This is a genomic window from Acinetobacter baretiae (genome assembly GCF_015627105.1).
Taxonomy (GTDB): Bacteria; Pseudomonadota; Gammaproteobacteria; order Pseudomonadales; family Moraxellaceae; genus Acinetobacter; species Acinetobacter baretiae.
This window is the reverse complement of record NZ_VTDM01000020.1, coordinates 1-15,513: the sequence shown is the minus strand read 5'-3', so window position 1 is coordinate 15,513 and position 15,513 is coordinate 1. Positions and strand designations below refer to the sequence as shown.

General features: G+C 37.3%; 12 protein-coding genes, 3 tRNA genes and 1 pseudogene. 8 read left to right on the top strand and 8 right to left on the bottom strand.

The genetic code is table 11. The features are described from left to right. Positions 1-200: 200 nt before the first annotated feature. Both groL and I2F17_RS08740 read right to left on the bottom strand, forming a co-directional pair. On the bottom strand, positions 201-1,838 hold the full coding sequence (gene groL / locus I2F17_RS08745) for a chaperonin GroEL (RefSeq protein WP_196422480.1): 1,638 nt from the start codon (positions 1,836-1,838) through the stop codon (positions 201-203). 67 nt (positions 1,839-1,905) lie between these two features. After that, positions 1,906-2,196, bottom strand: a complete 291-nt coding sequence (locus tag I2F17_RS08740; RefSeq protein ID WP_196422481.1) for a co-chaperone GroES — start codon at positions 2,194-2,196, stop codon at positions 1,906-1,908. A gap of 303 nt (positions 2,197-2,499) precedes the next feature. Here I2F17_RS08740 and I2F17_RS08735 point away from each other — a divergent pair, with 303 nt between their 5' ends. Next, complete coding sequence (locus I2F17_RS08735; RefSeq protein ID WP_211139628.1) at positions 2,500-3,207, top strand: glycosyltransferase; 708 nt, start codon at positions 2,500-2,502, stop codon at positions 3,205-3,207. Here I2F17_RS08735 and I2F17_RS08730 read toward each other — a convergent pair. Then, complete coding sequence (locus I2F17_RS08730) at positions 3,173-3,961, bottom strand: metallophosphoesterase family protein (protein WP_196422483.1); 789 nt, start codon at positions 3,959-3,961, stop codon at positions 3,173-3,175. The genes I2F17_RS08735 and I2F17_RS08730 overlap by 35 nt on opposite strands. Further along, positions 3,942-4,880 (bottom strand): diacylglycerol/lipid kinase family protein, encoded by a 939-nt coding sequence (locus I2F17_RS08725; protein WP_211139627.1) that lies wholly within the window; start codon positions 4,878-4,880, stop codon positions 3,942-3,944. Before I2F17_RS08725 ends, I2F17_RS08730 begins: the two co-directional genes overlap by 20 nt. Positions 4,881-5,261: 381 nt before the next feature. On the opposite strand from I2F17_RS08725, the gene I2F17_RS08720 reads away from it, so the two are divergent. From I2F17_RS08720 to I2F17_RS08710, 3 genes are all read left to right on the top strand, one after another. Then, on the top strand, positions 5,262-7,100 hold the full coding sequence (locus I2F17_RS08720; protein WP_211139626.1) for a phosphoenolpyruvate carboxykinase (GTP): 1,839 nt from the start codon (positions 5,262-5,264) through the stop codon (positions 7,098-7,100). 121 nt (positions 7,101-7,221) lie between these two features. Next, positions 7,222-7,650 (top strand): hypothetical protein, encoded by a 429-nt coding sequence (locus I2F17_RS08715; protein ID WP_211139625.1) that lies wholly within the window; start codon positions 7,222-7,224, stop codon positions 7,648-7,650. Positions 7,651-7,707: 57 nt separating this feature from the next. Next, on the top strand, positions 7,708-8,631 hold the full coding sequence (locus I2F17_RS08710) for a TIGR01777 family oxidoreductase (RefSeq protein WP_407926559.1): 924 nt from the start codon (positions 7,708-7,710) through the stop codon (positions 8,629-8,631). Positions 8,632-8,676: 45 nt separating this feature from the next. Here the strand turns inward: I2F17_RS08710 and folD are convergent, their stop codons facing one another. After that, positions 8,677-9,525: a bifunctional methylenetetrahydrofolate dehydrogenase/methenyltetrahydrofolate cyclohydrolase FolD gene (gene folD, locus I2F17_RS08705; protein WP_211139623.1), complete on the bottom strand. Its 849-nt coding sequence runs from the start codon at positions 9,523-9,525 to the stop codon at positions 8,677-8,679. Between the two features lie 150 nt (positions 9,526-9,675). Here folD and I2F17_RS08700 point away from each other — a divergent pair. Continuing rightward, positions 9,676-9,749, top strand: a tRNA-Cys gene (locus I2F17_RS08700). 12 nt (positions 9,750-9,761) lie between these two features. After that, positions 9,762-9,847 (top strand) — tRNA-Leu (locus I2F17_RS08695). A gap of 66 nt (positions 9,848-9,913) precedes the next feature. Here I2F17_RS08695 and I2F17_RS08690 read toward each other — a convergent pair. Then, positions 9,914-10,573 carry a hypothetical protein gene (locus I2F17_RS08690; protein WP_235985943.1) on the bottom strand — a complete coding sequence of 220 codons (660 nt, stop codon included), beginning with the start codon at positions 10,571-10,573 and terminating at the stop codon, positions 9,914-9,916. A gap of 91 nt (positions 10,574-10,664) precedes the next feature. After that, entirely contained in the window at positions 10,665-12,758 is a 2,094-nt protein-coding gene (locus I2F17_RS08685; protein ID WP_235985939.1) for a TonB-dependent siderophore receptor, read from the bottom strand. Positions 12,759-13,093: 335 nt separating this feature from the next. On the opposite strand from I2F17_RS08685, the gene I2F17_RS08680 reads away from it, so the two are divergent. Together I2F17_RS08680 and I2F17_RS08675 are read left to right on the top strand one after the other, a co-directional pair. Beyond that, positions 13,094-13,179 (top strand) — tRNA-Leu (locus I2F17_RS08680). A 170-nt stretch (positions 13,180-13,349) separates the two neighbouring features. Next, complete coding sequence (locus I2F17_RS08675) at positions 13,350-14,693, top strand: MFS transporter (RefSeq protein WP_211139620.1); 1,344 nt, start codon at positions 13,350-13,352, stop codon at positions 14,691-14,693. Positions 14,694-15,334: 641 nt separating this feature from the next. Here I2F17_RS08675 and I2F17_RS08670 read toward each other — a convergent pair. Further along, a pseudogene (locus I2F17_RS08670) lies at positions 15,335-15,513 on the bottom strand (IS982 family transposase); the annotation flags it as partial.

The window sequence follows — 15,513 nt, the reverse complement described above, 5'->3', positions numbered from 1 at the left end:
AAAATTATATGATTTCAATCATCAAATTATTCACGACAGTTAGAGTACATCATTTATATTTTACGAGTCAAAATACAAAAATAAAAGAAGACCACTCACAAGTGGTCTTCTTTTTTACTACAAAAACATTTGTGATTAACTATTCAAAAATAATTAAATTAAATATTTTAATTCAAATATTTAGATAAAAACTGAGTGGCTTACATCATACCGCCCATACCACCCATGCCACCCATATCTGGTGCAGCAGGTGCTTTATCTTCAGGAATATCTGTAATCATCGCTTCTGTGGTTAACATCAAGCCTGCAACAGAAGCTGCATGCTCAAGTGCTGAACGTGTAACTTTTGCAGGATCTAGAATACCCATTTCCAACATGTCACCATACTCAGCAGTTGCTGCATTATAACCAAAGTTACCTTCACCTTGTTTTACAGCATTGATCACAACCGATGGCTCGCCACCTGCATTAGAAACAATTTGACGGAATGGCGCTTCAATAGCACGGCGTAAAATATTTACACCCACTGTTTGGTCATCATTATCGCCTTTTAACTCAACTAAACGAGCAACAGCACGGACAAGTGCAACACCCCCCCCTGCCACAACACCTTCTTCAACAGCTGCACGTGTTGCATGTAAAGCATCGTCTACACGGTCTTTTTTCTCTTTCATTTCAACTTCAGTTGCTGCACCAATTTTAATAACAGCTACACCACCAGCAAGTTTAGCAACACGTTCTTGCAGTTTTTCACGGTCATACTCAGATGTTGACTCTTCAATTTGTGCGCGGATTTGTTGTACACGGTCGCTAATCATTGCTGCATCGCCTGCACCATCAACAATCACTGTATTTTCTTTAGATACAGTCACTTTATGTGCTGTACCTAAGTCTTCAAGTGATGCTTTTTCTAAAGACATTCCAACTTCTTCAGAAATTACGTTTGCACCTGTCAATACAGCAATGTCTTGTAGCATTGCTTTACGGCGGTCACCAAAGCCAGGTGCTTTGACAGCACATACTTTAATAATGCCACGCATGTTGTTTACAACTAACGTTGCAAGTGCTTCACCTTCAACATCTTCAGCAATAATCAACAGTGGTTTACCTGTTTTTGCAACTGCTTCTAGCGTGCTAATCAATTCACGAATATTGGCAATTTTTTTATCAACCAATAAAATAAATGGATTTTCTAATTCAGCTGTTAGCGTGTCTTGTTTGTTTGCAAAGTACGGGCTCAAATAACCACGATCAAATTGCATACCTTCTACAACATCCAAAGCATCTTCAAAGCCAGATCCTTCTTCAACAGTAATAACACCCTCTTTACCTACTTTTTCCATCGCTTGTGCAATTAATTTACCCACAGTATGGTCTGAGTTTGCTGAAATTGAACCTACTTGCTCAATCGCTTTAAAATCATTTGCAGGTGTTGCTGTTTCACGAATATTTGCAACCACCGCTTTTACAGCCAAATCAATACCACGCTTTAAATCCATTGGGTTCATGCCTGCAGTCACAGACTTAATCCCTTCATTTAAAATCGCTTGCGCAAGTACAGTCGCTGTCGTTGTACCATCACCTGCCACATCATTGGTTTTAGATGATACTTCACGTACAAGTTGAGCACCCATATTTTCAAATTTGTCTTGTAACGTAATTTCTTTAGCAACCGTTACACCGTCTTTTGTAATATGTGGTGAACCAAATGAACGGTCAATCACAACATTACGACCTTTAGGACCCAAAGTCACTTTGACGGCATCAGCAAGTACATTAACACCAGCAATCATTTTTGAACGTGCTGAATCACCAAATTTAATATCTTTAGCAGACATGGTATAAACTCCAAATTTTGTTTATTGCGATCAAGTATGAAAATTTTTTAATGATAAATTAAATAAATTAGTGTTCTAATACCGCTAAAATATCAGACTCTTTCATAATAAGTAGCTCTTCGGCATCTACTTTTACAGTAGTACCTGCATACGTACCAAACAGCACTTTATCGCCTACTTTCACATCTAACGCGCGTACACCATTTTCGGTCACTTGGCCATTACCAACAGCAATAATTTCACCTTGTGATGGTTTTTCAGCAGCAGATCCTGGTAGTAAAATACCACCCGCTGTTTTAGATTCTTCTTCAACACGGCGAATGACAACACGATCATGTAGCGGACGAATATTACTCATTTTTCACTCCAATTCAGTTTACTTTTTTAAAGGATTGATCATGGCTATATCAATATGTGTTATACCATGATGAATCAATGATTGATGTCAATTTGGTGGGGGTAAAAACAAGAGCTTCAAGGGCGATTCGAAAAAAATGTGCTTTAATTGATTTTTTTTTATTCATTGCGAACAAAAGACAACCCTATGATTATAAAATAACGTTTAAAATAAATGCATCAGAGATAATCAAAAGCCATAAATGCATCTTAATCAATCCAATATTTTTGGTCAAAAAACCAACCCCAAACTCAACTTAAAATCATGAAAATTGCAATTATTACACCCTATTATAAAGAAGACTTATCAATCATTAAACGCTGTCATCACAGTGTATTACAGCAAAATATACTCAAAAGACAAGACGTAAGTCTCACCCATTTTTTAATTGCAGATGGGAATGCGTATATTGAAATAAATGCTTGGGCATGTCAGCACATTATACTGCCTCCGAGCAATAACTATGGAGATACGCCTAGAGGCATTGGTGCGGCACTTGCAAGTGCTCAAAATTTTGACGCTTTATGTTTTTTAGATGCAGACAATTGGTTTTCAGCAGATCATTTGAGCAATATTTTATCATTATATCAGACAGATCATCCGCAGATCATCACGACATCAAGGAATTTATATACATTAGATGAGCATTTCATAGGAAAGTGTCCCGAAGTTGACGGACAACGATTTGTAGATACCAATTGTTATTTTATTGACAAACATGCTTTTCACATTTGTGGTGAATGGTTATTCAAAAGTAAGAAAGACAGTGTGATGGGAGATCGTTTATTCTGGCAATATATTTTAAAATCAAATATCGTCAAACTGCATATTGATATTCCATCTGTTAACTACAGTACCCACTATGCCGCGCACTATCAGGCTTTTGCTTTACCCATTCCTATGACTGCAAAAGTGTATGACGCAATGAGCAGTACATTTATAAGCTATGCAGAGTTTTTAACTCAGCATTAGTCAGTGGATAAAACATATTGTCTTGGTCATGAAAGTAGTAGTGTATGACTTCGCCACGTTCACTGATGGTATTAAAACTATTTGGTTGATGTTTACGCAATCGCCAAGATGTTGCTGTACCTGCATGAATATCCCATATAGGTTGCACCGTTTTTAAACCAAATAGCTGGGTTAAATTATACATACCTGTATGATGCAAATGACCATGCAATAAGCCAAACAACCCCATATCAGCCCAACGCTCTAAGGCTATTTTTGCCTGTTTAGGGCAATCTTTCCAACCATGTGCTTTGCTCGGAGTATAAAAAGGCTGATGAACCACAACCAATTTCAGCGCATCTTTTGGGGCTTTTTTCAATACTTTATTCATACGTTCAATTTGGGCAAGGGAAATCTCTCCCTTGGTATGATGTCGTCGACGTATACTATTTAAACCGATCAAATAAAAGTTTTCAGTGGCTAAAATTTGCTCCGTTGGACCAAAGAATCCTTCATAAAAAGTAAAGGGATAAAATATACGCTTCCAGACATGGTAAAGCGGAATATCATGATTTCCCGGAACCACCAAATAGGGCAAATTTAAACTTTGAAGAAATTGTTTACAGGCTAAAAACTGAGAAAATCTTGCCCTTTGCGTCAGATCTCCACTCACAACCACAGCTTCAATACTATTTTGTTGGCAAAATAAGCGAATCGCATCGAGACATGGCTTTTTTTCAGTGCCAAAGTGTAAGTCAGACAAATGAAGTAGCATAAGGCACCATAACATGTAAAGCATGTTTATCTACAGAGATATGTAAAGGAGAATGCTCCTCCACCAATTCACCATCAATTGCCAAATAAAGTGGTTTATTTTGTACAGATTTTATTTCCATATGATCTGCCGTAAACAAACAAACACCTTTTGCCTGCTCCACATCTCCTCTAAATAGTCGTATAAGTAATTTAATCAATGAAATACGATCACTTTTCGACACAACAACCCCTGCAATTTTGCCCTGTTGCACGGCATCAGCAATGGTTAAGTTAAGCTCTTTAAGTTGTAGTTGATTATTACCTAAAAAAATTAACGAGGTTGTTACAGGTTGTTTAACCCCATCTAATGTCAATTCTAATTTTAAGGCATTATATTTACGCAAAAGTACATCTAACGCAGAGGTATATGCATGCAATGGAAAACGGCCTAAATACTTATTGTAACGCTCTCTTTGTTCAATAAATAAAGGATACAAGCCCAAACTGGCATTATTTAAATAAACATGGTCATTTAAACGTGCAACGTGTACCGAACGAGGCGTACCTGTCACAATGACTTCAGCCGCTTGAATCAAATCAATAGGAATATTTAACGCACGTGCCACATAATTAAAAGTACCTAGTGGTAAAATCCCCAATGGAATATTTGTGCCAATTAAATGTGAGGCAATCGCATTGAGTGTTCCATCACCGCCTGCACCGACAACAACACCGTGACTTTGACTTTTTTCATGTCGTGTAATAATTTTTTTCATTAACAACGCAAGCGGAATCCGCTCATTTAATTCAAACACTTGAATTTCAAAACCATAGTAAGAAAACAAGGTCATCATTCGTTCATAAATTTCATCTTTATGACTCGCATGGAACCCCGATTTATGGTTATACACCAAAGATAATGGTTTTAAATCTGACATCACAACCACGAAACTCTTATCGCTATGAAAATATAGCATAACACCCATTGTCAGAAATTTTGTATAAAAACCGCGTTTTTTTATAATTTGCTTTAGTTCAATCATCAAAATATTAAAAATTATAAGTTATTGTTTTAAAAAATTATTTATTTAAAAAATAAAATTAAATTGAATATTTTTTAAATAAATACATTGGCAATATTAAATTTAAGCGATTGAAAATAATACTTATTTAAAATATATATAATGTATATTTATTTTTATTATATATATTTTCCGACTTAATTTAATGGGGCGATTATGCTCTAATAAATTAAGCAAAATATCAAAAATATCGATTTTTGATGGTATGACCCCTTTTAAAACCTCTAAGGCATTCGCATGAATTCACTCAATGTACCCGCATTTGTTCAACATACCAAATTGATCGAATGGGTTTCAGAGATTGCACAACTTACTCAACCTAAAACCATTCAATGGTGCGATGGTAGTGAGACAGAATATCAAGAATTAATTCAACTCATGATCGCCAACGGCAGTATGCAGGCCTTAGACCCAATCTGTCACCCCAACTCATACAGTGTTTTATCCGACCCAACAGATGTTGCACGTGTTGAAGATCGTACATTTATTTGTAGTGAAAAAGAAGAAGATGCAGGCGCTACCAATCATTGGCAAGCACCACATCTAATGCGTCAAACACTGAATGGTTTATTTAAAGGCTGTATGCAAGGTCGAACCATGTATGTTGTTCCTTTTTCTATGGGGCCAATCGGTAGTCATATTGCTCATATTGGTATTGAAATCACCGACTCACCTTACGTTGCGATTAGCATGCGTAAAATGACTCGTATGGGCAAAGCTGTTTATGATGTTTTAGGTACAAATCAGCCATTTATTCCATGTGTACACAGTGTTGGAATGCCTTTAAAACAAGGTGTGCAAGATGTTGCTTGGCCTTGCAACCGCGAAAAATACATTGTTCACTATCCTGAAAGCCGTGAAATTTGGTCATTTGGTTCGGGGTATGGTGGTAATGCACTATTAGGGAAAAAATGCTTCGCTTTGCGTATCGCATCTGTTATGGGTCGTGAACAAGGTTGGCTCGCTGAACATATGTTAATCTTGGGAATCACCAACCCTGAAGGTAAAAAACATTACATTGCTGCTGCCTTTCCTTCTGCTTGTGGTAAAACCAATTTTGCCATGCTTATTCCACCTCAAACCTATCAAGGTTGGAAAGTAGAAACCGTTGGCGATGACATCGCATGGATTAAACCTAGCCAAGATGGTCGTTTATATGCCATCAATCCTGAAGCTGGATTTTTCGGTGTTGCACCCGGTACAAATATAAAAACCAATCCCAACTGTATGGCCACATTAAAAAAAGATGTGATCTATACCAATGTTGCCGTGACGCAAACAGGTCAAGTATGGTGGGAAGGTTTAACAAAAACAGTGCCTGAAAACCTGATTAATTGGAAAGGTAAAACACACGAAGGCCATGAAAAAGCAGCACATCCAAACTCTCGTTTTACTGTAGCAGCAGATCAGTGTCCATCTATTGACCCAAACTGGGATAATCCACAAGGTGTACCTATTTCAGCTTTTATTTTTGGTGGTCGTAGAGCAGATACCATCCCTTTAGTATCTGAAGCATTTGATTGGATTGACGGTGTTTATAAAGCAGCAACAATGGGCTCAGAAACCACCGCAGCCGCCGCAGGTCAACAAGGTGTGGTACGCAGAGACCCTTTTGCGATGCTACCTTTCATTGGCTACAACATGGCTGACTATTTTGACCACTGGCTAACACTAGGCCAAAAAACACATATTTTAGCAGAAGCTAACGGCCATCAATTGCCTAAAATCTTTAATGTCAATTGGTTTCGTAGAGATGAAAATGGCACATTCATTTGGCCAGGTTTTGGTGAAAACATGCGTGTTTTAGAATGGATGATTGCACGTTGTGAAGGAACAGCCCACGCAACAGATACAGCAATTGGCAAAGTTCCTCGTTATGAAGACCTAAATTGGGCTGGCAGTGATTTTAGTCGATCTGATTTTGAGAAGGTGACTACACAAGAACCAAAACAGTGGAAAAAAGAAATTCAAAGCCACGGCGTACTGTTTGAACAACTTGGTGAGCGAATGCCAAAAGTGTTAAAACAACACCAATATAAGTTACTACAACGCTTTAGTGAAACTGAAACCAGTTAAACATAAAAAAAGAGCCAACAAGTTGGCTCTTTTTTTCTTCGATCAGACAGCACAAAAACAACAAAAATATTCTTAAAATTATGACATACTGCGCTTAAAACAGATTATGAGCTCAACAACAATGAAAAAAATATGTATCACCCTTGCCATATCAAGCCTGTTCGTCACGCTCAGTGCATGTCAGACTTCACCACAAGCATATAATGGCCACACGGGCTATGAAGTCGAACAACGCACTGCAAACAGTGCAGTCATCAGCTATACGCTTGCCACTAAAACCAATCAAAGTGCCAATACTGTTAAACTACAAAGTGCATGTAAAAAAGCACTTGGGGCACAAAAAAACTATCAAATTGAACTCCTCAGTAATAGCGAAATTGTTAACCCTGCCAACCACCAAAACTCATACGGTGTAGGTATTGGGCAAAGCCGAACCAGTTTTGAGCTTGCACAAATCAATAACAGTACAGATCAAACCAATGCAGCACGCACAGCCATGAATACTCACCCACAAATACTCAATGTTGTTCGCTACCGTTGTGTGGGCTAACCATATTTTTTCACTCATTTATTTATATACACAAACATGAGGTCAATCATGCAAAATTTGACACAAAAAACGATCCTAATAACAGGCGGTACAGGGCTCATTGGCACAGCTTTAATCACTTTTTTATTGCAACAATCGTGTCATATCATTGTACTTACTCGTTCACCACATCGTATTAAAGAACGATATTCATCTAAACAGGTTACCCCTGTTGGCACATTCAACGACATCAATACGGCAACTACAGTAGATTATGTCATTAATCTTGCAGGTGAAAATATAGGTAGTCAGCGATGGAGTGAACAGCGAAAACAAGACCTCATTCACAGTCGTGTAGACACCACACAACAGCTCACACATTGGCTAGATACCCAAAAAATTAAACCTGAATGTATCATTTCGGGCTCTGCAATTGGGTACTACGGCATAGACAATACAAAAAAATGGCAACATATTTGTGATGAAGATAGTCCATCACAAAATATTTTTGTCTCAAAAGTTTGTCAAAAATGGGAAAATGCCATTTTACCTTGGGCAGAAAAAGAGCAACAAAATGTGAAAATTGTTCGTTTAGGTGTTGTTTTTGCCAAACAAGCACCTGCCTTTAAACAAATGCTTCTTCCCATTAAAATGAATGCTGTTGGAAATATTGGTTCAGGTCAACAACCTTTAACGTGGATACATATTGATGATGTCGTTAATGCTATAGTTTTTCTGATGTGCTCAAATACTCAATACAATGTTTATAATTTAACAGCACCACAGCAGACCACACAACAACAGTTTGTGCGTACCTGCAAAGATATATTACACAAATATACACCACTTTCTTTACCAGAAAGCGTATTAAAATTTGTTTTAAAAGAGCAAGCTGAATTAATCACCAATGGCCAATATGTACGCCCTAAACACTTGTCTGAGGAGGGTTATCCATTTTTATATCCAACATTAGATAAAGCATTACAACACCTATTGACATAAAAAAACGCGCTTAATGAACCTTAAGCGCGTTTTAATTTAATTCACTTAAGCCAGTGCTTTTTCTGCAGCTTCTACAGTTTGACGAATGAGCGTAGTAATGGTCATTGGCCCTACCCCCCCAGGTACAGGAGTATATGCTGATGCAATTGCTTCAATACCGTTTAGCTCAATATCGCCAACACCACCATTTTCTCGTGGATGAAATCCTGCATCAACCACCACAGCACCTTGTTTAATCCACTCTTTTTTAATCAACTCTGCTTTACCAACTGCACCCACAATAATATCTGCATGTTTTACAAATTCAGCTAAATTTTGAGTACGTGAATGACAAATCGTGACCGTTGCATTGGCTTGCAACAACATCATCGCCATTGGCTTACCTAAAATTGCTGAACGCCCCACAACAACTGCATGTTTACCAGCAATTTCAATCCCACTTTCTTGCAAGATCGTCATAATCCCCGCTGGCGTAGCTGAACCATATGCATGCTCTCCCATCGCCATACGACCAAAACCTAAGCACGTTACACCATCAACATCTTTATTCAATAAGATAGCATCAAAACATGCACGTTCATCTATTTGTTCAGGTACGGGGTGTTGGAGTAAAATTCCATGCACATCTGGATTTTGATTGAGTTTTTCAATTTCAGCCAATAGTTCTTGTGTCGTGGTTGTTTGTGGCAATTCAATTTTGATTGATTCCATACCAACTCTACGACATGCATTGCCTTTCATACGCACATACGTTGCAGATGCACCATCATCACCGACCAAAATTGTTGCTAAAATGGGGGTACGTCCTGTTTTTTCTTTTAAAGCACTCACTCGCTCGAATAAATTTGCTTCAATTTTTTTTGCTAATGCCTTTCCATCTAAAACCAATGCCACGGCGCATCTCCACAAGGATTTAAAGTAATTGATAAATAATACATGATAATTTGAGCAATTTTTTTTTACATGTTGATTTTATGAACATATATCGACAACAAGGTATTGTCTTTTTTTAAAACCTTGCTAATATGTGCATCACCAAGAGATGGCGGGGTGGCAGAGTGGTCATGCAGCGGACTGCAACTCCGTGTACGCCGGTTCGATTCCGACCTCCGCCTCCAATCTTGTGTAACGCCCGGGTGGTGAAATAGGTAGACACAGGGGATTTAAAATCCCCCGCCCTCAAAGCGTGCCGGTTCGAGTCCGGCCCCGGGCACCATTTTTTAATTTAAAATGGTGTTAAAAAAACCAGCAATATGCTGGTTTTTTTGTACCTGATTAACAGTTATTTTTTCGTCATCCATGCAATAGATGCATCAAACAACTTCAAACCATCTTCAGATAAATTATCAAACGTATCATTACCTAAAAAAAACATTAAACGGCGTGCTGGAGCAAGTGTTTCATAATCCATCGTACTGTCTTTTTCATAACCCCAAATCGCTACTTTTTCAGGTTGCCCATAAATCGTTGCAATAATCGTTGCGCCAAGACCGGGCTTACCCCAACTCATCGGTGCTTGTTTTTTATAAACGTTTACTGTACCTGCAAGTAATTTTGCCGACAACTCATTGGGTTGATTCACCAACCACAAATAACGCTCTTTTTCCAACTCTCCAAAATCTGTATCACTTCTTTTTCCTGTCATGGCCAAATCATCAAGATAATCATTTTCCCAAGTCATCAATGGATAGTGAATATTTCTCCAACCCGACTTTAGGCTTTTAGATGCAACGGTAGAAGATAAAATCACTAAATCTACATTTTTAATGCTTTGCGGATCAATTGCCTGATCCACGATGTCGACCTGATGCCCTTTTTGTACCAAATAACGTTGAATATTTTGATCTATTTCTGCTTCTTTACCTTGTGTTTGAGAAACCAACATAATTTTTGCAGCTTGACTCATTTGAATCAGACCAAAAAATAATATAAATGCACTCATGATGCTACGGCAATCTAACCACTTCATTCATTCTTTCCTGTGTTTGAATGAAAATAGAACAGTGCTCTATTTTCACGCGATGGTGTCTATATTAAAATTTCATCGTTGCTCTTAAAGCAATCTCTCTTGCATCGCCACGAGAAACATTTAAATAAGCTGTACTGTCTGTGGCTGTAGTTGATGTAAAGTAATCTTTATCAAACACATTGTTTACATTCAATTTAAGATTTAAATCTTGACCTTTGAGCTGAGTGTCATAACTCATAAATACATTCATTAACGTATAATTAGGTAATTTAAAATTATTCGACTGATCACCCGGTCGACTCCCCACATAATTCCCACTTGCACCAAATCTTAATTGACCATTTGCAAATGACCCATAATCATAAGAGAGTGCTAAAGAAGCTGTATTTTTAGCAACATTCGCAAGAGATTTTCCAATCGCTGTTTGGTTCGTTGAATCTGTGACTTTTGCATCGGTATACGCATACGTTACAATCGCATCCAATTTTTGTGTAATACGTCCTGTTAAATCAACTTCTACCCCTTTCGAACGTGCATTTTGTGCTGTAGATATGCTTGTAAAGGTATCGTTATCAATAATGTTGGTTTTCTTAATATCATATAATGCAATATTTGCTGTTAAACGTTGATCGAGCTCATATTTAACACCGAACTCATATGACTTCCCCTCTTCAGGTGGAACAGCATTACCCAACTGAGCTTTATATCCTGCAATCGTCCAACTCGGTTTCAACGATTCTGTATAACTCATATAAACAGATGCTTGATCATTTAACTTATACACAAGACCTAAACGAGGTAACCATTGACCATCATTTGTATCAGTATTGGTATTAAATGGACGACCTCTACCTGCTATTTGCTGCCAATGCGTATATCTAGCCCCCATGACAGCAATCCAGTGATCTGTTAAATACATAGAATCTTGCACATACATGCCGTAAGTACGAAGTTTATTGGTTTGATCACTCGCTGATGCATCGATCGAAGATGATAAACGCGTATCAGCGCCTGCAAGTGTTTCATAATTTATTGTTTTTTGATTGGCTGTTGTTGTTCGCCATAAATCTTTACGGTAGTACTTCACATATGCACTTTCAACACCAATCTGTAGATCATGACGTAACCCAAATAATGATATCTCACCATTTAAATAAGCATTACCAAAACTTGAAGTACTTGTAGCTCCTGTCGTTGCATCATTGCTTCGTTTTAAAGTATGTGTTTTAGTGTTTAAACTACCAGGTACAACACGCATTTGACCAGCATCATAAGTTTCTTTGTTATAGCTATATCCTGCATGCAATTGCCACTGAGCCGTCAATTGATGATCGATATTTAATTGCGCCAAATGATCTTCACCAGACATCTGATTACTTGTTTGATCTAAACGTGTATATTTTGAAATTGGCAATACTTTTCCTGTGCCAAAACGATCAATGATTGTAGAACGATCAAAAGGAACATCAAATTTACGGTACTGATAACTCACATTTATTTTTGTGGCATCATGCTCCCATTGCAACGATGGAGCAATCAACTGCTGATCATTATAGCCAAAATTCCGCCAATAATCTTTACGTGATTGATCAGCGATTAATCTATAAGAAAAGTCACTAGTACCAATTTGTCCTGTTGTGTCTACAGTTGCACCAACACCATTTTTTCCTCGTTCATAGCTTGACCCATACAAAGAAAGGGTTGTGCTTTGTTTTTTCTGTGGCTTTTTGGTCACAACATTTACCACACCACCGGGGTCCATAATACCGTACAACAAAGATGCAGGTCCTTTAAGTACCTCAACTTTGGCCACGGCTGCATTCATTACTCGACCCTGTACAATGGGCATTCCATTCACCATAATTGAGCCATCACGGTTATCACCAAAACCTCGCTTCATTAGCGTGTCTTGCGTTCCTGCAAGCGTATTCCCTTGTGTAATTCCACTCACTTGGCTCAATGCATTGTCTAAATTTTCAGGTTCATAATCATTCAAATACGCCGAAGACACCACATTAACCGTTTGTGGCACATCTAAATTTTTTTGCTTGGTTCTTAAGGTAGATTCATCTTTTACTGCTGTATAGCTTTCATTTTCCTGAGCTAAAACGGCAATCGTTGGTAATACAGCTTGATCCTTTGCATAAACAGATGACATACAAAGCAATGCCACAGAAAGTGTGGTTAATTTAAATGAAGGAGATACATACATAACTAATGAACAAAGTCTAAAATTTACCGAAAAGATACAATTAATCATTCTCATTATCAATAAATAGTCATCACTTATAAGAATTAAGAATCAAACTGCGCTTGTTATGATTTTTATCGCTTAAGATTCATCATAAAAACTAAGAATAGTTTCATTTTTATCAAAATAAAAACGAAATAATAAGAACAACAGCTTAAATCAGCTATTTTATGAACAGTCTGATACTAAATTTGATCTAATGTATTGCCATTTATAATTATTTTCACTATTATTGCGCACATGCCCGGGTGGTGAAATAGGTAGACACAGGGGATTTAAAATCCCCCGCCCTCAAAGCGTGCCGGTTCGAGTCCGGCCCCGGGCACCATTTTTTTAATTTAAAATGGTGTTAAAAAAACCAGCATATTGCTGGTTTTTTTGTGTCTGCTTTTTATACGTCATACTAAAAAAACTGCTTTTTGATCCGTGTCACTTTATGTATCGTTTCTGTAATGTTATAAGCAGGGTTCAAATGCAATCTTGCCTTAGAGCCACATTATGTCTATCGATTTAAGTGCTAAAAAAGCCACTAGAATTCATCTTTTTAATTTTAAAACTGCCACCATGCGAGCATTTCATATGAGTTGGCTTGCTTTTTTTGTTTGTTTTTTTGCATGGTTTGCTTGCGCGCCTCTCATGCCAATTATTGCTGAAGAATTTCATTTAACTAAAGATCAAATTGCCAATATTAATATTGCAGCTGTTGCTATTACCATTTTAGTCAGACTCATTGTTGGTCCATTATGTGACAAATACGGCCCTCGTAAAGCACATACAGGATTATTATTAATTGGTAGCATTCCTGTATTTGGCCTCGCAGCCGCCAACACTTATGAAACTTTTTTATTTTTTAGATTATTTATTGGTGCTATTGGTGCCAGTTTTGTTATTACTCAATACCATACCAGTATGATGTTTGCATCGAATGTTGTCGGTACAGCCAATGCAACTACAGCAGGCTGGGGAAATGCTGGTGGTGGTGCAACACAAGCACTCATGCCTTTATTGTTATCTGCATTAGTAATGTGTGGTGTTGAACAGGCACTCGGCTGGCGGTTTGCTCTTGTCATGCCGGGAATTATGATGATCATTGTGGGGCTTATGTATTGGAGATACACACAAGACTGCCCTCAAGGCAATTTTTCCACATTACACGCACAAGGCATTTATGTCAGTAGTGGTAAAAAAGGCGGTCTTGCCATTTTACGTCATGCAGCTAAAAACTATAGAGTTTGGGTGCTCTTCATGGCCTATGCTGCCTGTTTTGGCATTGAAATATTTATACATAATGTTGTCGCAATGTACTACATAGAGCAATTCCAATTTGGACTCAAAGAAGCCGGCCTTACTGCAGGAATTTTTGGTTTATTGGCCTTATTTGCACGTGCATTAGGAGGAATAGTCTCAGATCGCATTGCTGTAAATAAAGGTTTAGATGGCCGAACCCATGTCTTATTTTTCATGATTGTATTAGAAGGCGTTTTTTTAGTCCTCTTTTCATACATGCAAACCCCTTTACTTGCGATTTTAAGCATGACTGTATTTGCTATATTTACTCATATGGCATGTGGTGCAACTTATGCGTTAATGCCGTTTATTGACCGAGACGCTTTGGGAGGTGTTGCCGGAATTATTGGTGCAGGTGGTAATGTTGGTGCTGTAGCCGCAGGTTTCTTACTCAAAGGTATGTTAGATATTCAAACATGCCTTATGGCATTAGGAGTGTTAGTCATTATTGCAGGTGTATGTGTACTGAGTATTCGTTTCTCTACAACTCATAAAGCCAAAGAACAACAACTCTTTGAAGAAGCTTTACGTGAACGTGCAAATACAATGAAATAACGATTCTATTTGTTTTGAGCAGTCACTGGTCTTTCAACAAAGTACTGCTCATACTTAGCTTGGTATATAATAAGCATCATCTATCGTTTGATATTTTTTCAGCCCATCTTTTTCATGATAGATATCAATCAAAATCTTGAATATATAGTGATAACAACTATTTAAAATACTTCATTTGGATTTCAATCCCCCTGCCTACTCATTCAAAACCAACATCAATAAAATAAGAATATAAGCTTCATTTACCCCAGTGATGAATACAGATTTATGTTAAAAGTCACAACGAAATCACATTTGAGGTCAATAAAATAAAAGCTACGGGTATTTTACGTTTCAAACATACACCACTCAAACCAAAGCTTGTTTTAAAATTCAAATAAAATCCTGTTTTATCTAAATGATAACTTTTACTTTCTCTCTTACATTACAAACAAGCTCATTCATTTCTCTTTAAAAAATAAGCATTGCTAATAAAGGTAAATTATATGCTAAACAATATAAATTATTAATTTTAATGCAAAAGATTAAAAGAGATTTATTTTTATCAAAAGTATAGAAAACCCTATGGTTTTTTAGACTACACTTAGATTAATAAAAATACACTTCATTAAACTAAAAAACTTAATTAACCCGAATCCTGTTTAAGCCGAAGCACCGATGATTCGAATGTTCGGCTTATTCTTATGACAAACCTGATACGCACATAAAGATGCATAAATTCCTGCTAAATAGCCTTGAACACTTCTCGCCTTACTTGTCACTAAGTTGTATTTAGCTTTCAACAAACCAAACAATGTTTCAATCTTATTTCGTTGCTTCA